This window comes from Streptomyces sp. NPDC096324 (genome assembly GCF_044763015.1).
Taxonomy (GTDB): domain Bacteria; phylum Actinomycetota; class Actinomycetes; order Streptomycetales; family Streptomycetaceae; genus Streptomyces.
Map to the genome: position 1 here is coordinate 635,351 of NZ_JBIWFK010000003.1, position 22,910 is coordinate 658,260.

Here is a 22,910-nt window from a genome sequence, read left to right on the forward strand (position 1 = left end):
GGGCTCCGGCTCAGAGCAGTCCCGCCGAGGCCAGGTACTTCCCGACGCGTTCGACCTCGCCCGGCGACAGCGGCACCTGGGGTTCCGCCGTCGCGGCGCAGTCGATGATGCCCCGCAGGGACAGCGCGGCCTTGAAGGCGCCGAGCGCGGAGGAACTGCCGCCCATCCGGGCCGGGTCACCGACGTCCACCAGGCCGAACAGCTCGCACAGCCGTTCCTGTTCGGCCCTTGCCCGCTGCCAGTCGCCCGCCGCGCACAGCTCGTACAGCCGTACGTAGCCCACCGGGTCCACGTTGGCCAGGCCGGGGACCACGCCGTCCGCGCCGAGGGCCAGCGCCGAGTCCACGACCACCTCGGAGCCGGTGAGCGCGGTGAAGCCCCCGGCGCCCGGGCGGGTACGGGCGCCGGTGACGACCGTACGGAAGGAGCCGAGGTCGCCGCTGGAGTCCTTCAGACCCGCCAGGACACCGTCGGCGGCGAGTTCGAGGACCAGTTCGGGGCTCAGCTTGGTGTGGACGGAGGCGGGGAGGTCGTACGCGAACAGGGGGAGCGAGGCGCGGGCGGCGACGAGGCGGAAGTGCCGGGCGATCTCCGCGGGATGGGTGCGGGTGTAGAAGGGGGCCGTGACGACGATCGCGTCCGCGCCCGCGGCACGGGCGGTGCGCGCGTGGTCCAGGACGCGGGGCGTGGTCATGTCGATGACGCCCGCCAGGACGGGGAGCTGACCGGCCACGTGCGCCACCGTCGTCTCCACCACCCGCTCGCGCTGCGCGTCGGTCAGATAGGCCACCTCGGACGTCGAGCCGAGGACGAACAGACCGTGCACCCCGGCGTTCACGAGGTGGTCGATGAGCCGGGTGAGCGACGGGACGTCCACCTCGCGGTCCGGTGTCAGGGGCGTGCAGACGGGCGGTACGACACCGGTCAGCGGGGCGGGGAAGGTCATGAGGGCTCCCGGATGTGCTGCTGGAACGGAACGTCGGCCAGGGCGGCGGACTCGGCCTGCGCGACGAGGGTGTGCGTCGACCGGCCCTCCTCCACTGGATGGTGGCACCGGAAGCGGTGGCCGGGTGCCGACGCGGCCGTGAACTCCGGCATCCGGGTCGCGCATTCCGTGTCCGCCTTCCAGCAGCGGGTGCGGAAGGGGCAGCCGCTCGGCGGGCGCGTCGCCGAGGGGACGGGTCCGGTCAGCGGGATCGGCTCGACGGGATCCAGCAGGCCGGGGGTCGCCGAGAACAGCGCCCGGGTGTACGGGTGACGCGAGCCGTCGGTGACCTCGCCCGCCGGGGACTCCTCGACGATCCGGCCGAGGTACATCGTGATCACCCGGTCGCTCATCCGGCGCACCGTCTGGATGTCGTGGGACACGAACACCAGGGCCAGGCCGAGGCGTTCCTTCAAGTCCAGCAGGAGATTGAGGATCTGCGCCCGGACCGACACGTCCAGCGCGCTCGTCGGCTCGTCGGCCACCACCAGACCGGGGTCCAGGGCCAGCGCGCGGGCGATCGCCACCCGCTGGCGCTGGCCGCCGGAGAGCTGCCCGGGCAGCGCGTCCGCGAGCGCCCGGGGCAGGCCGACCAGGGACATCAGCTCCCTCACCCGGTCGGCCCGTTCGGCCGCGCCGCCGCGCCGGTGCACATCCAGCGGGTCGCGCAGGATCCGGCGCACGGGCAGCCGGCGGTTCAGGGCCGTCGACGGGTCCTGGAAGATCATGCCCGTGCCTGCGCCGACCACCGTGCGCCGCTCGTCCGGCGCCAGGGACCACAGGTCACGGCCGCCGAACGTCACCGTGCCGGACGTCGGCCGCTGCACCCCCACCAGCACCTTCGCGAGCGTCGACTTCCCGCAGCCCGACTCGCCGACGACGCCGATCGTCTCGCCGGGCGCGACGGTCAGATCGGCGCCCGTCAGCGCGTACACCCGGTCGCGGGTGAACACACCGCCGCTGCGCGCCTTGTGGACGACATGCGTGTCGGTGAGCCGGACGAGCGCGTCCACCGGGGATGAACTCATGTCACGGCCTCGCTCTCCGTCGTCACCAGGTCGACGGCCGGGTGGTGGCAGGCCGCCGTGTGCGTGGGCGTGCCGAGGAGGTCGGGTGCCGTCGCCCGGCACACCTCGTCGGCCATCGGGCACCGGTCGGCGAACCGGCAGCCGGCCGGGAAGTCGGCGGGGGAGGGGACGACCCCCCTGATCTGCGTCATGCGCTCGGCCGCCGACTCCAGGGACAGGACGCTGCCCAGCAGCCCGCGCGTGTAGTGGTGGGCCGGGGACTCCACCAGGTCCGCCGTCACCCCCGTCTCGACGATCTGGCCGCCGTACATCACGACCACCCGGTCGGTCATCGCCGAGATCAGCGCCAGGTCGTGCGAGACGAGGACCAGGGCGAAGTCCAGCTCCGCCCGCAGCCGCAGCAGCAACTCCATGACCTGCGCCTGGACCGTCACGTCCAGGGCCGTCGTCGGTTCGTCCGCGACGATCAGCGCCGGCTCGCGGGACAGCGCCATCGCGATCAGTACCCGCTGGCGCTGGCCGCCGGAGAGCTCGTGGGGGTAACTGCGCAGGGTCCGCTCGGGATCGAGACCGACCAGGGCGAGGAGCTCGGCCGCCGTGCGCCTGCCGCCCCGCCGTATCACCTGCTTGAGCTGCGCGCTGATCGTCATCGCCGGGTTCAGGGACGACAGCGCGTCCTGGTAGACCATCGCCATCTCGTGGCCCAGCAACCGGCGCCGTACCCGCATCGGCTCGCCGACCAACTGCCGCTGCCGGAAACGGACCTGGCCGCGCACCCGGGCGCCCTTGGGCTCCAGGCCCATCACCGTCAGGGCCGTCAGCGACTTCCCGCAGCCGGACTCGCCCACGAGGCCCAGGACCTCGCCGGGGTACACCTCGAAGCTGATGCCGTCGACGATGTCCACACCGCTGTGCCGGTGGTCGAAGCCGATGGCCAGACGTTCGACGGCGAGAATGGGCTGCCCGTCCGTGACGGGCGGGCGGGCCCGCGCGCGCAGCCGGGCCGCGGCCCGCGCCAGACCGGGCAGTTCGACGACCGTGCCGCTGCCCGGCTCCGGGGCTTCCAGCCGGTCCTCGGCGGGCGGGACCGACACCTCCCGGGCGGCCGGCGCGGCCCACGCGTCGGAGACACCCTCGGAGAGGATGTTCAGCGACAGCACGGTGACCAGCATCAGCAGGCCGGGGAAGACGGTGGCCCACCAGCCGCCGGTCAGCACCATGTTCTTGCCGTCGGCGATGACACTGCCCCAGGACGGGTCCGGGGGCCGTACGCCCGCGCCGATGAAGGACAGCGAGGCCTCGAACACGATCGCCTCGGCGACCTGCACGGTGCAGAACACCAGGACCGGGGCCGCGCAGTTGACGGCCACGTGCCGGAGCACGATGTGCGGGGTACGGGCGCCGATCACCTGCTCGGCGGTGACGTAGTCCTCGCCGTACTGGTCGAGCACGTTCGCCCGCACGACCCGGGCCACGGGCGGGGTGAACAGGAACGCGATCGCGCAGATCAGCACGGTGATCCCGCCGCCGAAGACGGCGACGAGCACGGCCGCGAGCGCGATGCCGGGGAACGCCATCACCACGTCCAGGGCGCGCATCAGCGTCTCGTCGACCGCCTTGCGCGAGGTCGCGGCGAGCGCGCCGAGCAGCGCGCCCACGACCAGGGCGAGCGCGGTGGCGCCGAGCCCGATGGCCAGGGACCAGCGGGCCCCGTACATCAGCCGGCTGAGGATGTCCCGGCCGAGGCTGTCCTGCCCCATCCAGTGGTCCGCCGACGGATGTCCGGTGCCGTCCGTCTGCGGCTGCTGGTCGAGCGGGTCGTGCGGTGCGAGCAGCGGGGCGAACACCGCCGTCACGAGGACCACGGCCAGGAAGCCGAGCGCGATCCTCGACAGCGGCGGCAGTCTGCGCAGGCCGCGCAGCCGGATTCCGGGCCGGGCGAGGGCTCCCGCGAGTTCCTTCCGCGTGATCATCGGGTCGCTTCCCTCAGTCGTGGGTTGACCAGCAGATACAGGATGTCGATGACGAGGTTCACGACCACGAAGCCGATGGCCGTGGTCAGCGCCACGCCCTGCACGACCGCCGGGTCCCCGTTCTGCACGGCGTCGATCATCAGCTTGCCCATGCCGGGCAGCGAGAAGATCGTCTCGATGACGACCGCCCCGCCCAGCAGATAGCCGACCCGCAGCCCCAGCACGGTGAGCGGGTTCATCAGGGCGTTGCGCAGGACGTTGCGGCCGACGACCACCCGGGGCGGCAGCCCGCTGCCGATCGCGGTGCGTACGTAGTCCTTGTCGAGCTCCTCGACCACGGACGTCCGGACGATCCGGGTGAGCTGGGCGGCGACCGGCAGGGAGAGCGCGAGTGCCGGGAGCGCCATGGTCTTCAGCCAGCCGGTCAGCGAGTCGGCCGGGTTGATGTAGCCGCCGGTCGGGAACCAGCCCTGGTCGACGGCGAGGTACTGGATCATCAGCAGCGCCAGCCAGAACCCCGGTGCGGCGACCCCGGTCAGGGAGACCACCCGGATGATCTGGTCGGGCAGCCGGTCGCGGTGGATCGCGGCCGTCACCCCGCCGAGAAGCGCCAGCACCACCGCGATGCCGAGCCCCAGGAAGGTGAGCTGGAGGGTGAGCGGCAGCGCGGTGGTGACCTGTTCGACGACCGGCGCCCTGGTCAGCGCGCTGGTGCCCAGGTCGCCGTGCAGCAGGTCCCCCACGAAGTGGACGTACCGCACCGGCAGCGGATCGAGCAGCCCGTTCCGCTCTCGGAAGTCGTGCAGTTGCTGAGGGGTCGGATTGGCGCCCTGGAAGAACGCGGACGCCGGGTCGACGTCCGAGAACCGCATCACCAGGAACACGAACAGGACGATCCCGAGCATCAGCGGTACGAGCAGCGCGACGCGGCGCAGCAGGATCCTGACGATGGCGACCACGTACGAACTCCCCTGTCGCCTAGACCCACTTGGCTTGCAGCAGGTTGATGCCCGGATAGGGCTGCGGCCTTATCCCCGCGAGCCGGCGCGGATTCCACGCCGTCATCAGCTCGTTGTGCACGACCGGGTAGAGCACGGCCTGCTCGGCGACGACGTCGATGTAGTCCTGGATCATCGTCTTCTTCTTGTCGGCGTCCGGCTCCTGGGTGGCCCGGTCCATGTCCTTGAAGAGCTGCCTCGCGACCGGGTCGCCGGCCCAGCGGGCGTAGCCCATCCAGAGGTTCTGGGGGCCGTAGTTGTAGTGCATGATCAGGTCGGCGTCGAGGCCGAACTGGTTGGGGTTCGAGGCGGCGGCGACGACCTGGTAGTCCTGCTTCTGGTCCATCTTGGTGAACACGGCCGTGGTCTCCTGCGGGGACAGCGTCGTCTCCACGCCGATCGCGTCCCAGGACGCCTTGATGGTGGGCAGGCAGTCGACGATCCAGCTCACGTTCACCGACAGGATCTCGATCTTCAACCCCTTGACCCCGGCCGCCTTCAGGAGCTTCTTCGCCTTCTCCGGGTCGTAGGAGTAGACGGTCTTCGCGGGCCGGTAGGAGGGGTTGGCCTCGTTCAGGAAGGAACTCGACGGCTTCCCGTGCCCCTTGAGCGCGACCTCGACCATCTTGCCGGTGTCGATGGCGTAGCGCAGCGCCTGGCGGACGCGGACGTCGTCGAACGGCTTGTGCTTGGTGTTGAACATCAGGAACAGGTTGTTCATGCCGGCGCCGCCCTGGACGGTCATGCCGCCCTTGCGGAGCTGCGCGATGTTGGCGTACGGGATGTTGTCGGCGATCTGGGCCCCCGCGCTCGCCCCGGAGATCTTCGCGACGCGGGGCGCGGCGTCCACTATGGTCAGCCAGTTCATCTTCTTGAAGGCGGCCCTGCGCGGCCCGTTGTAGGCAGCGAACGCCTCGAACGTCGTGTTGGACTTCGGATGGTGCGCGGTCTGCCGGTAGGGGCCCGAACCGATCGCCTTGCCCTTGATCGCGTCGTCCCAGGCGCCCGGCAGGGAGAAGACGTGCTGGGGCATGATCTTCGCCAGGGTGAGCCGGGAGATCCCCTCGGGGAACGGGAACTTGAGGACCAGCTCGACGTTCCGCGCGTCGATCTTGCGCACTTCCTTCAGCCAGGGGGCGAAGAAGCCCTTGGCGAGCGTCTGGGTCTTCGGATCGAGTATCCGGTCGAAGACGAAGACCACGTCGTCGGCGGTCACCGGCTTCCCGTCGTGGAAGGTGGCACCGGCGCGCAGGGTGAACTTCCAGGAGGTGCCGGTGAGGTCGGCGGGCACCTGGGTGGCGAGCGCGGCGTAGGGCTCGCGGGAGATCGGGTCGGTGTCGAGCAGGCCCTCGTAGACATGGTTGTTGGCGGCCATGCAGAAGGCGGACGCGGTCTGTGTCGGATCCCAGCTTCCGTCGTTCCCGTAGCCGACCACGGCCGTGAGCGTGGCGTTCTGTCCGCTGCCCGAACCGCCGGTGTCGTTCGTCGACTCGGGCCCGGACGAGCAGGCGCCGAGCGTCGAGGAGAGGGCGGCGGCCGCGCCCAGGGCCCCGGTGTACTTCAGGAACGACCGGCGGTGCGGCGCCGGAGTGGGGTTCACGTCGCGCACGGTTCCTCCAGCAAGGAGTGGTCCAGTTGAGCGGTCCGGTGAGGCGGTGGAGCGGTCGGTGCGGCCGGCCCGGGACACAGGAGATACGACGTCCTACGTCATGGGGGGCAGCGCGACCATAGGAAAGGGCGCGGAGGGGGTCAAGGGCCCGCACACGAATGGCGTATCTTCCACAGGCACGACCAATGGCGGTAGGAAACAGGGGCAGTTGGCCGAACTTGGCGTTTAATCAGCCCGGAGGTGGGACGTCCGATGTCCAGCGAGCGTACGATGCGGCGCATGCCTGAGGAGACCGGGAACCGGCGCCGGCCCGAGCGCCGGGTGAGCAGCCAGATCCAGCGCGAGGTCATGCAACTGATCCTCGACCAGGGGCTTCCGGCCGGTGCGCCGCTGCCCACCGAGACCGAGTTGATGAGTGATCTGGGCGTGAGCCGCAACTCGGTCCGCGAGGCGCTCAAGGCACTTCAGGCGCTCGACATAGTCGAGATCCGGCACGGCTACGGCACCTATGTGGGTGAGGCGTCCATGACGCCGTTCGTCGACGGACTGACCTTCCGCACACTCGCCCGTCCGGACGATCCGACCGCGGCGCTGGCCGAGATCCTCCAGGTCCGCGAGGTGCTGGAGGAGGGGCTGATAAGCCGGGTGGCCCAGGTGCTGACCGAGGAGGAACTGGACCGGCTCGAAGCCGTCGTCACCGAGATGGAGACGGCGGGCGACGACGGCCGCCCCTTCCCCGAACTCGACAGCGAGTTCCACGAGTTGCTGTACGCCTCGCTCGGCAACCCGCTCGTTCCCCAGTTGCTCGGCGCGTTCTGGACCGTCTTCCGGCGGGTCGCCGCGGTACGCGGCTGGAGCGACGACATCGCCCCGGAGGTCACGGCCCGCCGCCACCGCGACATCCTCAGCGCCCTGCGGGTACGGGACGTCGAGGGCGCCCAGCGCGCGATGGCCGACCACTTCCGGGGCATCGAGGCCCGCGCCGCCCAGGGCTCCCGCGGCGTGAGCTGAAGCGGGCCGACACTCCGGGCCCGCTCTGCCCGGGTCCCGTCGGCCCCGGTACCGACCGGCCCGCCTCGGGTTCCGCACCCCCGGCGCGCCCTAGGCTGGTCCCGTGCCCGACATCCGACCCGACTCCTCGACCGGCTCCCCCGTCGGCAGCGGTCTCTGGGACGCGGACGGCGCGGGGGTGCTGTCCCTGCCCTCCGGCCGGCTGATCCGGGGCCGTGCGCTGCGCCGACCGCTGCCGGCCGACGGCGGTCCCGTACCGACGTACGCCGTGTACCTGCTCGGCGGACAGCCGCCCCCGGTCCCCTGGGAGGCCCACCGGCTGCGCTGGCCCGACTTCCGGCTGCCCGCCGACCGGGCGGAGGCCCGCGCGGTGCTCACGGAGGCCTGGCGGCGGGCCGCGGGCGAGCGCGTCGAGATCGCCTGCCACGGCGGCCGTGGCCGCACCGGCACGGCCCTGGCCTGCGTCGCCGTCCTCGACGGCGTACCGTCCCGGGAGGCCGTGGCGTACGTACGCCGGCACTACGACCGGCACGCCGTGGAGACACCATGGCAGCGCGCGTACGTACGCCGCTTCGGCACCCGGGACTGATACCCGCCCGGCCTCCGCGAGGACGTGGTCCTGGTGTGCGGTGGTGGGCTCGTGGTGCGGGTGGGCGTCACGCCCCGCCGGTACTTCCCGCCCGGGCCGTGAACGGCCCGCCGAGGAAGGCGGTCCAGGCGTCCGCGCCGATCAGCAGCACGGGTCCGTCCGGCAGCTTGCTGTCCCGGACGGGGACGAGCCCGGTGACTCCGTCGGCGACTTCGAGGCAACTGCCGCCGTTGTCGTCGCTGTAGGTGCTTTTGCGCCACTGAATGAGGCTCAGGTCGTACTCGCGCATCGTCTGTGGTCCTCCGACGCCGATTCGATCAGAGACAGGGACGCGTCCGGCGGCAGCGCGACGGCCCTGAGCAGATCGTATGCGTCCTGCACCCGCTGAACCAGGGCTGGTTCGTCCAGCAGGTTGCCCGAATACACCGCCTCTGTATAGGCGGTCGGCGGGGCGTCGGCGAACTCCATGAGCTGGACCATCCGTCCTATGAGCGGATACGCCCCGACCGAGTACGGCAGCACCTGCACGAGGACCCGCCGCCCTTGTGCAAGTCCGATGACGTGGTCCAGTTGCTCCGCCATCGTCGCGGGCCCGCCGACCGGGATGCGCAGCACCTGCTCGTGCAGGATCACCCAGTAGACGGGCGCCTTCGTTCCGTCCAGGATGCGTGCCCTTTCGCGGCGGGCGCTCACCTTCTCCTCGACGTACTCGTCGCTGGAGAACGGGTTCCCCGCCACCATGACGGCCCGCGCATACCCCGCCGTCTGCAAAAGACCCGGTACCAGCGCGGGCGCGAACTCCGCGATCTTCGTTGCCGTCCGCTCCAGTTCGACCACCGCCGCGAAATACCCCGCGTAGCGCTTGTCGTCGATGAGCTTGTGCCACATCCGCTCGAAGAAGCCGTCGCCGCCCAGCAGCGTGTCGATGCGCTGGGCCACGTCCAACTGGGGCCTGCGGACGGCCTGTTCGAACAACCCGATATAGCCACCGGAGACGAAGACCCGAGCCCCCAGTTCCACTTGCGTGAAACCTGCGTCCTCCCTGCGTCGTTTCAGTTCTGAACCGAAAAACTCCCAGGCGGCCTGCCGCGAACCGTTGGCCATGGGCCAACCCCCTTGCACTGCACCGCGCTTGCAGCGGACGGAACCCCGCCGATTCTAGATGCGGAGCGTCACGATCCCGACGCGAAGCGTGAAATCGACAAGGGCCGGTGGGCCGGGTGAAGGAAGAGCACGCACGAGGACAAGCGCCGACGCACGGACGACAGCACGGACGAACGCACGGACAGACCCACGTACACACGCCGCCCGACGGGCGGCGGGACTCGGCGCACCGCGTCGAAGAGGCGGAGGAAACTGTGCAGGACTTACGGACGGTGCTCGCAGGGGCCGAGGTCGTGGCCCGGCTCGCGGCGGCCCCGCGATGAAGGCGGCTCCGCCGCCGACCGGCTCCTGCGCCGTCGACACCCGCACGGGGAGGGTCGGCGTGGTCATGGGGTACGAGGGGCCGTACGTACAGCTCAGACCGCTCGGCGGCGGCAGGGAGTGGGACTGCCTTCCGGAGGCCGTCCGGGAGGCGACCCCGACGGAGAGGATCGGCGCGGCTACCGCGTACGCCAACGCCCGCAGCCGCGGCGAGGTGCCGTGACGAGGGTCCCAGGGGCAATGCGGCCCGACCGGGCCGGGTGGCGTGTGCCGTAGGCGAGAATGGGCCGCATGAGTCTGTTCCGCGACGACGGCATCGTGCTGCGCACCCAGAAGCTGGGTGAGGCGGACCGGATCATCACGCTGCTCACACGCGGTCACGGCCGAGTACGGGCGGTGGCGCGCGGTGTCCGGCGGACCAAGTCGAAGTTCGGGGCGCGCCTCGAACCCTTCTCCCACGTGGACGTGCAGTTCTTCGCGCGGGGCAGTGAACTCATCGGCCGCGGGCTGCCCTTGTGCACACAGAGCGAGACGATCGCTCCGTACGGTGGCGGGATCGTCACCGACTACCCGCGCTACACCGCGGGGACCGCGATGCTGGAGACCGCCGAGCGGTTCACCGATCACGAGGGGGAGCCCGCGGTGCAGCAGTATCTGCTGCTCGTCGGCGGGCTCCGCACCCTCGCCCGGGGCGAGCACGAACCGCACCTCGTCCTCGACGCCTTCCTGCTGCGCTCCCTCGCGGTCAACGGCTACGCGCCCAGCTTCAGCGACTGTGCCAAATGCGGCATGCCGGGACCGAACCGCTTCTTCTCGGTCGCGGCGGGAGGAACCGTCTGCGTCGACTGCCGGGTGCCCGGCAGCGTCGTACCCTCGCCTCAGGCCCTCGAACTCCTCGGCGCGCTGCTCACGGGAGACTGGGAGACCGCGGACGCGTGCGAGCCGCGGCACGTCCGGGAGGGCAGCGGGCTGGTGTCGGCCTATCTCCACTGGCATCTGGAGCGCGGACTGCGCTCCTTGCGGTACGTGGAGAAGTAGGCGCCACCCGGGCGGTCCGGGGCGGCACAGGCGCACGAGCGCGGCAGAGAACAGCACGCAGAACGAGACGGGCGCCCGGCGCACGCGAGCAAGAAGGAGACGAGAAGCACATGGTCGTACGCGGGATCCTGGGCGGCCGGCGCCGCGAGTACAAGGCACCGGAGCCGCACCCCTCCGGTGCCCGCGCGCCCAAACTCCCCGGTGAGCTCATCCCGAACCATGTGGCGATCGTCATGGACGGGAACGGCCGCTGGGCCAAGGAGCGCGGGCTGCCGCGCACCGAGGGTCACAAGGTCGGTGCCGAGCGCGTCCTCGACGTCCTCCAGGGCGCGGTCGAGGTCGGCGTCGGCAGCATCTCCCTGTACGCCTTCTCCACCGAGAACTGGAAGCGCTCGCCCGACGAGGTGCGCTTCCTGATGAACTTCAACCGCGACTTCATCCGCAAGACCCGCGACACCCTCGACGGCCTCGGCATCCGGGTGCGCTGGGTGGGCCGGATGCCCAAGCTGTGGAAGTCGGTCGCCAAGGAGCTCCAGATCGCCCAGGAGCAGACCAAGGACAACGACGCGCTCACGCTGTACTTCTGCATGAACTACGGAGGCCGCGCCGAGATCGCCGACGCGGCGCAGGCGCTGGCCGAGGACGTGAAGGCCGGCCGCCTCGACCCGTCCAAGGTCACCGAGAAGACGCTGCAGAAGTACATGTACTTCCCGGACATGCCGGACGTGGACCTGTTCCTGCGTCCGAGCGGCGAGCAGCGCACCTCCAACTACCTGCTCTGGCAGAGCGCCTACGCCGAGATGGTCTTCCAGGACGTGCTGTGGCCCGACTTCGACCGGCGTGACCTGTGGCGGGCCTGCGTCGAGTACGCGCAGCGCGACCGCCGCTTCGGCGGCGCCGTCCCGAACGAGCAACTGCTCGCGATGGAGCAGGCCATGCGGGGCGACGGCTCTTAACCCCCGCCGCCCGCAGGGTTGTTCGAATCCGGCGTTACGATCACGGCTCATCACCACCGAACTGGGGAGGGGCCGTGGTCGAGGACCAGGGCGCTGCGCAGCAGCAGGAGTCGCCGGAACAGACTCAGAGGGCCGGGGCGGACGTCGTCGAGCTGGAGTACCGGCCGGTCGTCGCGGACTTCACGTCGGCGCTGAAGGCGCGCCGAGCTATCAGCAAGGCTGGCCGAAGGCAGTACGCGGTGCTGGGCGGCGTGGTCGTCGTGGCCGCTCTGCAAGGACAGCGGGCGCTGAACGGTCATGGAGAGTCGCTGATTCTGACGATCTGGCTCGTCGTCTGCATGCCGCTCATCCTGCTGTCGCCCTGGCTCATGGCCCGCCAGTTCCAGCGGCTCGGGGAGCGGCAGGGCACCTTCCGCGTGACCGTCACCGACGCCGGGGTGACCGTGGCCACGGACAACTCCACCACGGAACTCAACTGGGTCGCGCAGCCCCGCTACCGGGAGACGAAGGACGTCTTCGCCATGTTCAGCCCCGACAAGAAGGCCACCAGCTTCACCTCGCTGCCCAAGCGGGCCGTGCGCGCCCCCGAGGACGTGGACCGGCTGCGGGCGATCCTCGACCGCCACCTGACCCGCGTCTGAGCGTCCGGGGCCCGGAAGGGGCTCAGCCCTTCGCCGCCGCGCACTCCGCGCACGTACCGAAGATCTCCACCGTGTGCGCCACGTTCACGTAGCCGTGCTCCGCGGCGATGGCCTCCGCCCACTTCTCGACCGCCGGGCCCTCCACCTCCACGGCCTTGCCGCAGACGCGGCAGACGAGGTGGTGGTGGTGCTCGCCGGTGGAGCAGCGCCGGTAGACGGACTCGCCCTCCGAGGTGCGCAGGACGTCGACCTCGCCGGCGTCGGCGAGGGACTGGAGCGTGCGGTAGACGGTGGTGAGCCCGACCGAGTCGCCCTTGTGCTTGAGCATGTCGTGGAGCTCCTGCGCGCTGCGGAACTCGGTCACCTCGTCGAGCGCCGCCGCCACGGCGGCACGCTGCCGGGTGGAACGGCCCCGGACGGGCGATCCAGCGGTTGTCACCGTTGCCTCCTCGCGTCTGCGCTTGCCCGGCCATTGTGCCAGCCCGGGCAGTGCCCGGTCAGACGCCGACCGTGCTCTCCGGTCCGCGGGTGGCCGGAATCGCGCACTCCGCGGGATCCCCGGCGGCCTGCGCCGCGGCCACGGCCCGGGCCCGGCGCCGTGCCAGTGGTGTCGCGAGCGCCGTCAGGGCGATGAACGCGCCGATCGTCAGCAGCACGATCGTGGAGCCGGGCGGCACATCCTGGTAGAACGACGTCACCGTGCCGCCGATCGTCACGCTCACCCCGATCGCCACCGCGACGGCGAACGTCGCCGCGAAGCTCCGGGTGAGCTGCTGGGCCGCCGCCACCGGCACCACCATCAGCGCGCTCACCAGCAGCAGGCCGACCACGCGCATCGCGACGGTCACCGTGACGGCCGCCGTGACGGCCGTCAGCAGGTTCAGGGCCCGCACCGGCAGACCGGTCACCCGCGCGAACTCCTCGTCCTGGCTGACCGCGAACAACTGCCGGCGCAGCCCGAGCGTGACCACCAGGACGAAGGCGGCCAGCAGGAAGATCGCCGTCACGTCGGACGCGCTCACCGTCGACAGCGAGCCGAAGAGGTACGAGGTCAGGTTGGCGGTCGAGCCGCCCGCGAGGCTGGTGAACATCACGCCGCCCGCCATGCCCCCGTAGAAGAGCATGGCCAGCGCGATGTCCCCGCGCGTCTTTCCGTACCAGCGGATCAGCTCCATGAGCACGGCGCCCAGCACGGACACGGCCGTCGCCATCCACACCGGTGACGTGTTGAGCAGGAAGCCGAGGCCGACGCCCGTCATCGCCACATGGCCGATGCCGTCGCCCATCAGGGCCTGACGGCGCTGGACGAGGTAGATGCCGACGGCGGGCGCGATGACGCCCACCAGGACGGCGGCGAGCAGCGCCCGCTGCATGAAGGCGTAGTCGAGGATGTCCATCAGCTGAGCAGTCCCGTCCGGAGGGGTTCGGCGTCGTGGGCCGCGTGCGGGTGTACGTGGTCGTGGCCGGGCAGGGCGTGCTGGCCGACCGCTCTCGGCGGCGGGCCGTCGTGCAGGACGCAGCCGTCCCGCAGCACGACCGCGCGGTCGATCAGCGGCTCCAGGGGGCCCAGCTCGTGCAGGACGAGCAGCACGGACGTGCCCTGGGCGACCTGGTCGCGCAGGGTGTCGGCCAGCACCTCCTGGCTGGCGAGGTCCACGCCCGCCATCGGCTCGTCCATGATCAGCAGTTCGGGTTCGGAGGCCAGCGCGCGGGCGATGAGGACCCGCTGGTGCTGTCCGCCCGACAGGGCGTTCACGGAGTCCTTGGCGCGGTCCGCCATCCCGACGAGCTCCAGGGCCCGTCGTACGGCCGCGTGATCGGCCTTGCGCAGGATGCCGAGGCGGGTGCGGGACAGCCGGCCCGAGGCGACGATCTCGGTGACCGTCGCCGGCACGCCGCCCGCGGCCGTGGTCCGCTGCGGGACGTAGCCCACCCGGTGCCAGTCGCGGAAGCGGCGGCGCGGAACGCCGAAGATCTCGATCTCACCGGCGCTGACGGCGACCTGGCCGATGACGCTGCGCACGGCGGTCGACTTGCCGGAGCCGTTCGCGCCCAGCAGGGCGACGACCTCTCCGCGGCGCACGGTCAGGTCCATGCCGCGCAGGACCGGGCGCGAACCCAGCTCCGCGCGGACACCGCGCAGGGATACGACGGACTCGTTCACGGCGTCCTCCACAGTGATCACTTCGTTCCCAGAGCCGTCTGGAGTGCCTTCAGGTTCGACCGCATGACCTGCATGTAGTCGCTGCCCTTGGACTTGTCGGTGATGCCTTCGAGGGGGTCGAGGACATCCGTCCGCAGCCCCACGTCCCGGGCGATCGTGCCGGCGGTCCGGTCGCTGACGAGCGTCTCGTAGAACACCGTCGTGACGCCGTCGGCCTTCGCCAGGTTCTCCAGGGCCTTCACCCGGTTCGCGCTGGGCTCCGACTCGGGGTCGAGGCCGTTGACGGCCTCCTCGGTGAGCCCGTAGCGCTCGGCGAGGTAGCCGAACGCGGCGTGGGTGGTGATGAAGGTCTTGGTCTTCGTGTTCGCGAGCCCGTCGCGGAAGTCCTCGTCCAGTGCGGTGAACTTCTTCCGCAGCGCGGCCATGTTCTTGTCGTAGTCCGCGGCGTGCTTCGGATCGGCCTTCTTCAGCGCGGCCGACACGCCCTCGGCCACCTGGCCGAAGCGCACGGGGTCGAGCCAGACGTGCGGGTCGGCGGCTCCGGAGTCCTCGCCCTCGCTGTGGTCGTGCGCGGCGGCGTGCCCGCCGACCTCGTTGCCGTGCTTCTCCAGCGTGGTCAGCGAGGCGGCGTCGACCTTGGTCCTCACGCCGGACTGGGCGACCGCGTCGTCGACGGCCGGCTGGAGGTTCTTGAGGTAGAACACCGCGTCGGCCTCCTGGAGCCGCGCGGTCTCGCGGGCGCTGATCTCCAGGTCGTGCGGTTCCTGACCGGGCCGGGTCAGATTCGTGACGCTCACGTGCGAGCCGCCGATCTCCTCGGCGAGGTACTGGAGCGGGTAGAACGACGCGACCACGTCGAGTCTGCCGTCGTTCCGGGCGTCGGCCGCCGCGGATCCCGAGCAGGCCGTGAGGGCGCCGAGGCCGAGGGCGATGGCCGCCGCGGCGGCGGACCCCGATATGAGGCGTCGTCGTACGTTCATGACAGTCATTTTCAACAAATCTGGAAACGATTGTCAACAAGCCCTCGTGAGGGTGCCCGCGCGCGCTCCGGCAACGGGTATCAAGTGGATCCAACCGGCAGGAAGCGGCCTACCGCGGGAACCGATTTGATGCGGGGGTGGGCGACGCCGGTAACCTGAAGCATTCGCTGCCGTCCGTTCGTAATGAAGAGAGCACCGTGGCCGCCGACAAGATCGATTCCATCGTCAGCCTGAGCAAGCGCCGTGGCTTCGTTTTCCCCTGTAGTGAGATCTACGGCGGACAGCGTGCCGCTTGGGACTACGGCCCGCTCGGCGTCGAACTCAAGGAGAACCTGAAGCGCCAGTGGTGGCGCTACATGGTCACGTCGCGCGAGGACGTGGTCGGTCTCGACTCGTCCGTGATCCTGGCCCCCGAGGTGTGGGTCGCCTCCGGTCACGTCGCCACCTTCACGGACCCGCTGACCGAGTGCACCTCGTGCCACAAGCGCTTCCGCGCCGACCACCTGGAGGAGCACTACGAGGCCAAGCACGGCCGCCTCCCGGAGAACGGCCTCGCCGACCTCAACTGCCCCAACTGCGGCAACAAGGGCACGTTCACCGAGCCCAAGCAGTTCTCGGGCCTGCTCTCCACCCACCTCGGCCCGACCCAGGACAGCGGCTCCGTCGCCTACCTGCGTCCCGAGACCGCCCAGGGCATCTTCACCAACTTCGCCCAGGTGCAGACCACCTCGCGCAAGAAGCCCCCGTTCGGCATCGCGCAGATGGGCAAGTCCTTCCGCAACGAGATCACGCCCGGCAACTTCATCTTCCGCACGCGCGAGTTCGAGCAGATGGAGATGGAGTTCTTCGTCAAGCCGGGCGAGGACGAGCAGTGGCAGGAGTACTGGATGGAGCAGCGCTGGAACTGGTACACCGGTCTCGGCCTGCGCGAGGAGAACATGCGGTGGTACGACCACCCGAAGGAGAAGCTCTCCCACTACTCCAAGCGCACCGCCGACATCGAGTACCGCTTCCAGTTCGGCGGCAACGAGTGGGGTGAGCTGGAGGGCGTCGCCAACCGCACCGACTACGACCTCGGCGCGCACTCCAAGGCCTCCGGCCAGGACCTCTCCTACTTCGACCAGGAGGCCCAGGAGCGCTGGACCCCCTACGTCATCGAGCCCGCCGCCGGTGTCGGCCGCGCCATGCTCGCCTTCCTGCTCGACGCCTACGTCGAGGACGAGGCCCCCAACGCCAAGGGCAAGCTGGAGAAGCGCACGGTGCTGCGCCTCGACCACCGTCTCGCCCCGGTGAAGGTCGCGGTCCTGCCGCTGTCCCGCAACGCGGACCTGTCCCCGAAGGCCAAGGGTCTCGCCGCGGCGCTGCGCCAGCACTGGAACATCGAGTTCGACGACGCCGGCGCCATCGGCCGCCGCTACCGTCGTCAGGACGAGATCGGCACGCCGTTCTGCGTCACCGTCGACTTCGACACCCTCGACGACAACGCCGTCACGGTGCGCGAGCGCGACTCGATGAAGCAGGAGCGTGTCTCGCTCGACCAGATCGAGGGCTACCTGGCCGCCCGTCTCGTCGGCTGCTGACCCACGCGCTGCGCGAAGCCCCCGTTTCCCGGGCAGGGAAGCGGGGGCTTCGCGGTGTCCCGGACCATGGGGTGTCCGGGCGTCCTCATCCGGGCCGTTCCTCGCCCCGGTGTCCTCGGGTCTGGTGTGCTCCGCCCGGCGTGCTCCGGACCGGCGCGCTCAGCCCCGGCGCGCTCAGCGGCCCTGGAGCGCCTTCACGTTGTCGCCGAAGGTCCAGTTCTTCGAGCCGTCCCAGTTGACCGACCACGTCATCAGGCCCTTGAGGGAGGTGCCGTAGTGGCGCCAGGCCTGGGAGACGAGGCCCGGTGCCATGTAGCCGCCGCCCGCCCCGGCCTGGGCCGGCAGCCCCGGGACCTGCTTGTCGTAGGGGACCTTGATGGTGGTCCCCTGCACTACGAGCCCCTTGTCGAGACAGTCGGTCTGGGCGGTGAAGCCCTGTACGGTGCCCGCGGAGTAGGAGTCACCGGAGCAGCCGTACATGCTGCCGTTGTAGTACTGCATGTTCAGCCACCACAGCCGCCCGTTGTCCGCGTACTTCTTCACGACGGGCAGGTAGGCGCCCCAGATCGAGCCGTACGCGACGCTGCCGCCCGTGACGTAGGCGGTCTCCGGCGCCATCGTCAGCCCGAAGTTCGACGGCATCCGGGACAGCACCCCGTCGATGATCCGGATCAGGTTGGCCTGCGACGCGGAGAGCCGGCCGATGCTGCCGCTGCCGACGAGTCCGGTCTCGATGTCGATGTCGATGCCGTCGAAGTTGTACTTCTTCAGGATCGGCACGATCGTCGCGACGAAACGGTCGGCGACCGCGGACGAACTCAGGTCGATGCCGGCGGCCGCCCCGCCGATGGACAGCAGGATCGTCTGCCCCGACGCCTTGGCCGCGCACATCTCGGCGGGCGTGGCGACCTTCACGCCCGTGTCCATCCCGTCCTCCCACAGCGCGGTGCCGTCCGAGCGGATGACGGGGAACGCCGCGTCGATGACGTTGTAGCCGTGCGCGGCGATGCGGGAGTCGGTGATCGGTGTCCACCCGAAGGGCGGGTGCACACCGTTGGCCGCGCCGTCCCAGTTCTCCCAGTAGCCCTGGAGAACCTTTCCGGCGGGACGGGACTTCACGGCGCAGGTGTCCGCGGCGAAGGCGCCGGGCGCACCCGCGCCGTACAACGGGACGAGAACGGCCGCGGCCAGTGCCACGACGAGCAGACGCAGTCTCCGGCGCATCATGCGAGGCCTCCCGGTGGGGGTGCGGTGAGGTGTCGTAGGCATGACAGTCGCGCGGTCCAGACCTTTCGTCAATAGGTCTGGACCAAAGTGGCCGGAGGGTCGCCCTCGGTGTCGCGGTTCAGGCCGCGGTTCAGGCCTCTTTCGGGTCGACCGTCGCCTGGTGTTCCTCGGCCAGATGTTCCTCCGCCTTCAGCCAGGGGAGGAACTGGGTGTTTTTGCGCCAGCCGCACGTCTCGCATCGGATGGTGCGCTGGACGCCCGCCCGTTGCACGTGGACGGTGTGTTCGCGGCCGTGCTGGTCCCAGCGGCTCACTTTGCTCGCGTTGATCTGAAGCATGACACCTCCTGGTTCTCCCGCTTCGTCTGCGCAGCAAGGAGTGTGCAGCATGGTGAAGATCAACGGGGGTTCTTCGGAGGTGACTTCGGTGAGTCCGGGTGCGATCGCGCCCGCGGTCACGACGGGGCGAGGTGCCCCTCGGCGGCCTCGACGGCGGCCGTGGTGACATTGACCTGGTGCTCTATCTGCCGCTCCACCGGTACCCAGGTCGCCGCGAAGCTCGCCGAGTAGGCGGCGCACCAGCGTGCCACGAGGGCTTCCAGCTCGGTGCGTTGGGCCACGGTCCCCGGCGCGGGCGCGTACTCCTCGAGGAGGCGCAGCAGCATGGCGGCGGCCCGGAGCGGGGTGCGCCGGGCGAAGCCCTCGATGCTGGCCGTGCGGGCGCGGGAGAGTCCGGGGAGCGGGGTGAACGACGGGTGCGCGGGGTCCCAGCTGTCGGCCAGCGGGCCGCACACACGCAGCGTTTCGGCCACGGCCCGGCGCATGCTGAAGGCCGGATCGGGACTGGGGGCCGGGAGATGGGGACGGGCCCGTTCGTAGTGGCCGCGCACGGTGTGGGCGTAGTCCCGCAGCCGGTCCGCCCAGTGCCGCAGCCGTTGTTCCGGGGCGGGATGGGGTGCGAGGTCGGCGAATGAGGCGGCGGCCCAGACCGGTACCTCGAGCACCGCGGTGACACCGCCGTGGGCGTGCGGGGCGAGCCAGGTGGAGCGGTGGGCGTTCTCCGGGAAGGCGGTGGGGCGTTCGGGCGCTCCGGGCGGCGGCAGGACGAAGACGCCGGGCGCGCTGGTGGGCCAGTGCAGGGCGTCCAGTGGAGCCCTCTCGACCGGGATGCCGAGCCGTTCGGCGGAGGCGGCTAGGGTCTGGTCGAGGCCGGGGACGTCCCGGGTGAGCTGGGCGAAGGTGCCGCCGATGTCCGTGCTGTGCAGGGAGATCTGGATGTAGGGCCGCAGCCTGCGGATGACGTCGAGCAGGGCGCGGCTCTCCGGCAGGGACCGGGGGCGGGGAAGCGCGGGTGCCCATTCGGGCTGTTCGTCGGCGGTCGGGCGGAAGAAGGACCGGTAGTGGCCGAACAGGGTGTCGGCCCGGTGTCCGCCTTCGTTGAGGCGCGCTCCGTCCGGGTCGAGACACAGCACCAAGTGCCATACGGTGCCGGGCCGTTCGCCGCCCAGCGCGCGGTGGGCCAGCGCCAGGAGGGTGCCCCCGCCGACGTACTCGTTGGGGTGTGCGCCCGCGACCACGAGGGCGTGCCGTGGCCCCTTTCCGACGCTCAGCATCCGCAGGGGGAGGCCGTGCCGGGAGTGGCCGATGGTGCTCAGCCGGCACAGGCCGGGATGCCGGGCGGTCAGGGCCTCGGCGGTGCGGGTGACGTCGGCGGGCGTGGGATAGCTCAGTGTCCGGAATTGCTGTCGTCCTGGGCCTTCCTCCGGTCCGGTCTCCGGTCCGGCGCGCTGATCTTGATCTCGGCCACGGAGTCTCCTCGGATCGTGGAGCGCGGTAGGCCGGACGGAACACCCCGGCCATCGCCGGGCATGCTCCGTTCGCCTTCGGTGCGACTCAGTACGACATGACGCACCACTGGTGTCAACAGCCCCTGAGGGGAAGGCGACAGCCTCATGGCCTGGGCATATGCCGGTGGCCGCACGGGGGTTGAGGGCCGGCGGGCCGGCCGGTCCCTCAGCTGATCCTGCGGGGCAGGCGCAGGCTCAGGGCCGTGGTCAGGGCCACGCCGGCCAACTGGACCAGGAGGGTCGTCACCAGGGCGTCGCGCATGCCGTGGGACGGGGCGAGGGACAGGAACAGGGTGCCCAGGGTGGCGACCCCGACGGCGAGTGCCGCCTGCTGGGTGGTGGCCATCACACCGCTGCCCACACCGGCCCGAGCGGGCGGCACCTCGGAGAGGATGATCCGGATCAGGACGGGGAGCTGGAGTGCCTGGCCCGCCCCGGCGACGGCCGCTCCGGGCAGCAGTTCCACCATCCCGAGGTCCGGCCACGAGCGCCAGGCGGCCAGGGTGATGAGCCCCAGGCCCACTCCCTGGATCAGTCCGCCCGCGGTCACGACCCGCGTCCCGTAGCGGGCGATCAGCCGGGGCCCGCACAGCGAGGTGACGAAGAAGACGACCGCCATGGGCGCGAGGGCCAGCCCCGCAGGGACCGGACCGAGCCCCTCGCCGCGTTGCAGCGCCACCGCGATCACGAACATGAAGCCGCTGAAGCCGATGGAGAACGGCACGATCATGATCAGGCCCCGGCGCAGCGAGGTCAGCTCGAACAGACTCGGCGGGACCAGAGGGGTGCGGCCGAGCCGGTCCGCACGGCGTTCGACGAGGTAGAAGGCGGCGGCGGCGAGCGGGAACAGGGCCAGGGACACCCAGGTCCACAGCGGCCAGCCCGCGGCCCGGCCCTCGGTGAGCGGGGCGAGCAGGGCCAGCAGCGCGACCGCGAGCAGGATCGTGCCCGGGGCGTCGACCGGCTCCGGGCGCTGCGAGCGGGTCTCGGGGACGGCACGGCGGGCCAGGACCAGCCCGAGCACGACGACGGGCACGTTCACGAGGAACACCGAGCGCCAGCCGGTGCCCGCGATGTCGGCCGCGACCAGCAGTCCGCCGAGGATCTGCCCGGCGACCATGGACAGCCCGGCCGTGGCGCCGTACAGGCCCATCGCCTTGGCGCGGCGGGGCCCGGAGGTCGCCGACTGGATGGTGGCGAGGACCTGCGGCAGCATCGCCGCGGAGGCCGCGCCCTGGGCGACCCGCGCCGCCACCAGGGTCCACGCCGTGGGCGCGAGCCCGCAGGCGAGCGAGGTCAGGCCGAAGGCCGCCATGCCGCCGACGAAGAGCCGACGGCGCCCGAACAGGTCGCCGAGACGTCCGCCGAGGACGAGCAGGACGGCGTACGCGACCCCGTAGCCGGCGACGACGAGTTCGAGGACGGCCTCGCTCGCGTTCAGGTCCTGCCCGATGGTCGGAAGGGCCACGTTGACGATGAAGAAGTCGATCAGGGGCAGTGCCGCGCCGAGCAGCACCGTGAAGAGTCCGAGGCCGCCGAGGTCGGGTGGCGCGGCGGGGGCGCGGACGGAGGTCGTGAGAGTTCCGGTTTCGGTCACGTGCTCCAGACTTCTCCCGTCCTCAGGCGGGTACCAGAGTCTCCTTATCCTGGTACAAGCACTACCTGGCAACAGGCTGAGCCGAGCGGCAGGCTGGAGGCATGACGACGATGACCCGGGAGACGCCCCCCGTCCAGGCCCCGCCGCGACCGGGTTCGCCCGGCCCGGAAGAGGCCGGGTCCCGCGCCGGTGAGATCCGGCGGCACGAACTGGCCACCTTCCTGCGCAGCCGCCGCGAACGCATCACCCCCGAGCAGGTCCAGCTCCCCCGTGGCCGTCGGCGGCGCACGCCGGGCCTGCGCCGCGAGGAGGTCGCCCAGCTCTCCGCGGTCGGGGTCACCTGGTACACCTGGTTGGAACAGGCCCGCGACATCCAGGTCTCGGAACAGGTCCTCGACGCGCTGGCCCGCACCCTGCTGCTGGACACCAGCGAGCGGGCCCATCTCTTCCAGCTCGCCGGAGCGGTCGACCCCACGCCCGCGGCGCAGTGCGCGGTGATCACCCCGGCGCTGCGCCAGATCCTGACGAAGCTGGAGCCGGTCCCGGCCTGCATCCAGAACAGCCGGTACGACATCCTGGCGTACAACCGCACCTACGCACGGCTGATGATGCGCGACCTCGGCACGGTCCCGCCCGCCGACCGCAACTGCGTGCTCCTCGCCTACACCAACGCGGAGTGGCGCGCGTCGATCGTCCTGCTCGACGAGACCACGCGGCTGATGGCCGCGAAGCTGCGCGCGTCGATGGCCGGGCACCTGGGGGAGCCCGCCTGGAAGACCCTGCTGAAGCGGCTGCGGGCCGAGTCGGCCGAGTTCCGTGAGAACTGGGACCGGTACGAGGTGGCCGCCACCCGCGTGAAGACGAAGAAGTTCCTGAATCCGTACGTCGGTCTGGTCACCGTCGATCACACGGACCTGTGGCTGGCCCCCGACCTGGGCGCCCGGATGGTGACGTACCCGCCCCAGGACGAGGAGAGCCGCGAACGGCTGGAGCGGCTGCACGCCATCGCGCTGGAGGCCGAGGCGGAGGCGGACGCCCGGGACCGGGACCAGGTCGGGGACCGTGCCGAAGCGTGGCCCCGGGCGAAGGCGGTGGCGGGAGCGACCTGAGCGGGCCCCGCGACCCGTCCGGGTCACGCGATCCGTCCGGGCCCGCGATCCGTCCGGGTCCCGCGACCCGTTCGGCCCCGACCCTGCTCGGCCCGACCCCGCTCTGGGTCGACCCGCACGGGCCCGCCCCGTAGCGGCCCCCGAGCCGCCCCTCC

Annotated in this window: 23 protein-coding genes; 8 read left to right on the plus strand and 15 right to left on the minus strand. The window is 71.0% G+C overall.

Annotated elements, in window-relative coordinates:
• Window positions 1-10: 10 nt before the first annotated feature.
• From ACIQ7M_RS10125 to ACIQ7M_RS10145, 5 genes are read right to left on the minus strand one after another with little or no spacing between them, the layout of a single operon-like run.
• Window positions 11-946: a dihydrodipicolinate synthase family protein gene (locus tag ACIQ7M_RS10125; RefSeq protein WP_403641946.1), complete on the minus strand. Its 936-nt coding sequence runs from the start codon at window positions 944-946 to the stop codon at window positions 11-13.
• Complete coding sequence (locus ACIQ7M_RS10130; protein ID WP_403641949.1) at window positions 943-2,013, minus strand: oligopeptide/dipeptide ABC transporter ATP-binding protein; 1,071 nt, start codon at window positions 2,011-2,013, stop codon at window positions 943-945. Before ACIQ7M_RS10130 ends, ACIQ7M_RS10125 begins: the two co-directional genes overlap by 4 nt.
• Window positions 2,010-3,986, minus strand: a complete 1,977-nt coding sequence (locus tag ACIQ7M_RS10135) for a dipeptide/oligopeptide/nickel ABC transporter permease/ATP-binding protein (protein WP_403641952.1) — start codon at window positions 3,984-3,986, stop codon at window positions 2,010-2,012. The genes ACIQ7M_RS10130 and ACIQ7M_RS10135 overlap by 4 nt, the downstream gene beginning before the upstream one ends.
• Entirely contained in the window at window positions 3,983-4,945 is a 963-nt protein-coding gene (locus ACIQ7M_RS10140; protein ID WP_403641955.1) for an ABC transporter permease, read from the minus strand. The genes ACIQ7M_RS10135 and ACIQ7M_RS10140 overlap by 4 nt, the downstream gene beginning before the upstream one ends.
• A 19-nt stretch (window positions 4,946-4,964) precedes the next feature.
• Entirely contained in the window at window positions 4,965-6,593 is a 1,629-nt protein-coding gene (locus ACIQ7M_RS10145) for an ABC transporter substrate-binding protein (protein WP_403641958.1), read from the minus strand.
• A 270-nt stretch (window positions 6,594-6,863) separates the two neighbouring features.
• Here ACIQ7M_RS10145 and ACIQ7M_RS10150 point away from each other — a divergent pair, with 270 nt between their 5' ends.
• A complete protein-coding gene (locus tag ACIQ7M_RS10150) occupies window positions 6,864-7,604 on the plus strand; it encodes a FadR/GntR family transcriptional regulator (RefSeq protein WP_355764008.1) in 741 nt (246 codons plus the stop codon).
• 112 nt (window positions 7,605-7,716) lie between these two features.
• Window positions 7,717-8,193: a protein phosphatase gene (locus tag ACIQ7M_RS10155; protein ID WP_403642233.1), complete on the plus strand. Its 477-nt coding sequence runs from the start codon at window positions 7,717-7,719 to the stop codon at window positions 8,191-8,193.
• Between the two features lie 67 nt (window positions 8,194-8,260).
• On the opposite strand, the gene ACIQ7M_RS10160 is transcribed toward ACIQ7M_RS10155, so the two are convergent.
• Both ACIQ7M_RS10160 and ACIQ7M_RS10165 read right to left on the minus strand, forming a co-directional pair.
• A complete protein-coding gene (locus ACIQ7M_RS10160; RefSeq protein WP_355763956.1) occupies window positions 8,261-8,482 on the minus strand; it encodes a DUF397 domain-containing protein in 222 nt (73 codons plus the stop codon).
• Window positions 8,464-9,297 carry a helix-turn-helix domain-containing protein gene (locus ACIQ7M_RS10165; RefSeq protein ID WP_403641961.1) on the minus strand — a complete coding sequence of 278 codons (834 nt, stop codon included), beginning with the start codon at window positions 9,295-9,297 and terminating at the stop codon, window positions 8,464-8,466. The genes ACIQ7M_RS10160 and ACIQ7M_RS10165 overlap by 19 nt, the downstream gene beginning before the upstream one ends.
• Before the next feature lie 319 nt (window positions 9,298-9,616).
• On the opposite strand from ACIQ7M_RS10165, the gene ACIQ7M_RS10170 reads away from it, so the two are divergent.
• The 4 genes from ACIQ7M_RS10170 (at window position 9,617) to ACIQ7M_RS10185 (ending at window position 12,253) form a co-directional block, all read left to right on the plus strand.
• Window positions 9,617-9,841, plus strand: a complete 225-nt coding sequence (locus ACIQ7M_RS10170) for a hypothetical protein (protein WP_403641964.1) — start codon at window positions 9,617-9,619, stop codon at window positions 9,839-9,841.
• 68 nt (window positions 9,842-9,909) lie between these two features.
• The gene (gene recO / locus ACIQ7M_RS10175; RefSeq protein WP_339129238.1) at window positions 9,910-10,656 is read left to right on the plus strand and encodes a DNA repair protein RecO; all 747 of its coding nucleotides are present in this window, start codon (window positions 9,910-9,912) and stop codon (window positions 10,654-10,656) included.
• Window positions 10,657-10,766: 110 nt separating this feature from the next.
• Window positions 10,767-11,612, plus strand: a complete 846-nt coding sequence (locus ACIQ7M_RS10180) for an isoprenyl transferase (protein ID WP_355763965.1) — start codon at window positions 10,767-10,769, stop codon at window positions 11,610-11,612.
• Window positions 11,613-11,686: 74 nt separating this feature from the next.
• Window positions 11,687-12,253: a hypothetical protein gene (locus ACIQ7M_RS10185; protein ID WP_403641968.1), complete on the plus strand. Its 567-nt coding sequence runs from the start codon at window positions 11,687-11,689 to the stop codon at window positions 12,251-12,253.
• A 22-nt stretch (window positions 12,254-12,275) separates the two neighbouring features.
• Here the strand turns inward: ACIQ7M_RS10185 and ACIQ7M_RS10190 are convergent, their stop codons facing one another.
• Genes ACIQ7M_RS10190 through ACIQ7M_RS10205 form a run of 4 tightly spaced genes read right to left on the minus strand, consistent with a single transcriptional unit; the run spans window position 12,276 to window position 15,397 of the window.
• A complete protein-coding gene (locus ACIQ7M_RS10190; protein WP_326787939.1) occupies window positions 12,276-12,692 on the minus strand; it encodes a transcriptional repressor in 417 nt (138 codons plus the stop codon).
• A gap of 58 nt (window positions 12,693-12,750) precedes the next feature.
• Window positions 12,751-13,650, minus strand: coding sequence for a metal ABC transporter permease (locus ACIQ7M_RS10195; RefSeq protein ID WP_403641972.1), 900 nt, complete (start codon window positions 13,648-13,650; stop codon window positions 12,751-12,753).
• On the minus strand, window positions 13,650-14,435 hold the full coding sequence (locus ACIQ7M_RS10200) for a metal ABC transporter ATP-binding protein (protein WP_403642236.1): 786 nt from the start codon (window positions 14,433-14,435) through the stop codon (window positions 13,650-13,652). Before ACIQ7M_RS10200 ends, ACIQ7M_RS10195 begins: the two co-directional genes overlap by 1 nt.
• A complete protein-coding gene (locus ACIQ7M_RS10205; RefSeq protein ID WP_355763977.1) occupies window positions 14,435-15,397 on the minus strand; it encodes a metal ABC transporter solute-binding protein, Zn/Mn family in 963 nt (320 codons plus the stop codon). The genes ACIQ7M_RS10200 and ACIQ7M_RS10205 overlap by 1 nt, the downstream gene beginning before the upstream one ends.
• A gap of 197 nt (window positions 15,398-15,594) precedes the next feature.
• Here ACIQ7M_RS10205 and ACIQ7M_RS10210 point away from each other — a divergent pair, with 197 nt between their 5' ends.
• Window positions 15,595-16,977 carry a glycine--tRNA ligase gene (locus ACIQ7M_RS10210; protein ID WP_386977530.1) on the plus strand — a complete coding sequence of 461 codons (1,383 nt, stop codon included), beginning with the start codon at window positions 15,595-15,597 and terminating at the stop codon, window positions 16,975-16,977.
• A 174-nt stretch (window positions 16,978-17,151) separates the two neighbouring features.
• On the opposite strand, the gene ACIQ7M_RS10215 is transcribed toward ACIQ7M_RS10210, so the two are convergent.
• From ACIQ7M_RS10215 to ACIQ7M_RS10230, 4 genes are all read right to left on the minus strand, one after another.
• Window positions 17,152-18,204, minus strand: a complete 1,053-nt coding sequence (locus ACIQ7M_RS10215; RefSeq protein ID WP_355763983.1) for a chitinase — start codon at window positions 18,202-18,204, stop codon at window positions 17,152-17,154.
• Between the two features lie 130 nt (window positions 18,205-18,334).
• Window positions 18,335-18,541, minus strand: coding sequence for a hypothetical protein (locus ACIQ7M_RS10220; RefSeq protein WP_355763986.1), 207 nt, complete (start codon window positions 18,539-18,541; stop codon window positions 18,335-18,337).
• Between the two features lie 116 nt (window positions 18,542-18,657).
• Window positions 18,658-19,932 (minus strand): M14 family zinc carboxypeptidase, encoded by a 1,275-nt coding sequence (locus ACIQ7M_RS10225; RefSeq protein ID WP_355764010.1) that lies wholly within the window; start codon window positions 19,930-19,932, stop codon window positions 18,658-18,660.
• 283 nt (window positions 19,933-20,215) lie between these two features.
• Window positions 20,216-21,646, minus strand: coding sequence for an MFS transporter (locus tag ACIQ7M_RS10230; RefSeq protein ID WP_403641977.1), 1,431 nt, complete (start codon window positions 21,644-21,646; stop codon window positions 20,216-20,218).
• Between the two features lie 101 nt (window positions 21,647-21,747).
• Between ACIQ7M_RS10230 and ACIQ7M_RS10235 the strand changes: the two genes are divergently transcribed.
• Entirely contained in the window at window positions 21,748-22,755 is a 1,008-nt protein-coding gene (locus ACIQ7M_RS10235) for a helix-turn-helix transcriptional regulator (protein ID WP_403641980.1), read from the plus strand.
• Window positions 22,756-22,910: the final 155 nt, after the last annotated feature.

Bases quoted from the DNA above. Each gene is read 5' to 3' on its own strand.
- ACIQ7M_RS10125 (WP_403641946.1), bottom strand. From the start codon at position 946: ATGACCTTCCCCGCCCCGCTGACCGGTGTCGTACCGCCCGTCTGCACG.
- ACIQ7M_RS10130 (WP_403641949.1), bottom strand. From the start codon at position 2,013: ATGAGTTCATCCCCGGTGGACGCGCTCGTCCGGCTCACCGACACGCAT.
- ACIQ7M_RS10135 (WP_403641952.1), bottom strand. From the start codon at position 3,986: ATGATCACGCGGAAGGAACTCGCGGGAGCCCTCGCCCGGCCCGGAATC.
- ACIQ7M_RS10150 (WP_355764008.1), top strand. From the start codon at position 6,864: ATGCGGCGCATGCCTGAGGAGACCGGGAACCGGCGCCGGCCCGAGCGC.
- ACIQ7M_RS10160 (WP_355763956.1), bottom strand. From the start codon at position 8,482: ATGCGCGAGTACGACCTGAGCCTCATTCAGTGGCGCAAAAGCACCTAC.
- ACIQ7M_RS10165 (WP_403641961.1), bottom strand. From the start codon at position 9,297: ATGGCCAACGGTTCGCGGCAGGCCGCCTGGGAGTTTTTCGGTTCAGAA.
- ACIQ7M_RS10170 (WP_403641964.1), top strand. From the start codon at position 9,617: ATGAAGGCGGCTCCGCCGCCGACCGGCTCCTGCGCCGTCGACACCCGC.
- recO (WP_339129238.1), top strand. From the start codon at position 9,910: ATGAGTCTGTTCCGCGACGACGGCATCGTGCTGCGCACCCAGAAGCTG.
- ACIQ7M_RS10180 (WP_355763965.1), top strand. From the start codon at position 10,767: ATGGTCGTACGCGGGATCCTGGGCGGCCGGCGCCGCGAGTACAAGGCA.
- ACIQ7M_RS10195 (WP_403641972.1), bottom strand. From the start codon at position 13,650: ATGGACATCCTCGACTACGCCTTCATGCAGCGGGCGCTGCTCGCCGCC.
- ACIQ7M_RS10205 (WP_355763977.1), bottom strand. From the start codon at position 15,397: ATGAACGTACGACGACGCCTCATATCGGGGTCCGCCGCCGCGGCGGCC.
- ACIQ7M_RS10215 (WP_355763983.1), bottom strand. From the start codon at position 18,204: ATGATGCGCCGGAGACTGCGTCTGCTCGTCGTGGCACTGGCCGCGGCC.
- ACIQ7M_RS10220 (WP_355763986.1), bottom strand. From the start codon at position 18,541: ATGCTTCAGATCAACGCGAGCAAAGTGAGCCGCTGGGACCAGCACGGC.
- ACIQ7M_RS10235 (WP_403641980.1), top strand. From the start codon at position 21,748: ATGACGACGATGACCCGGGAGACGCCCCCCGTCCAGGCCCCGCCGCGA.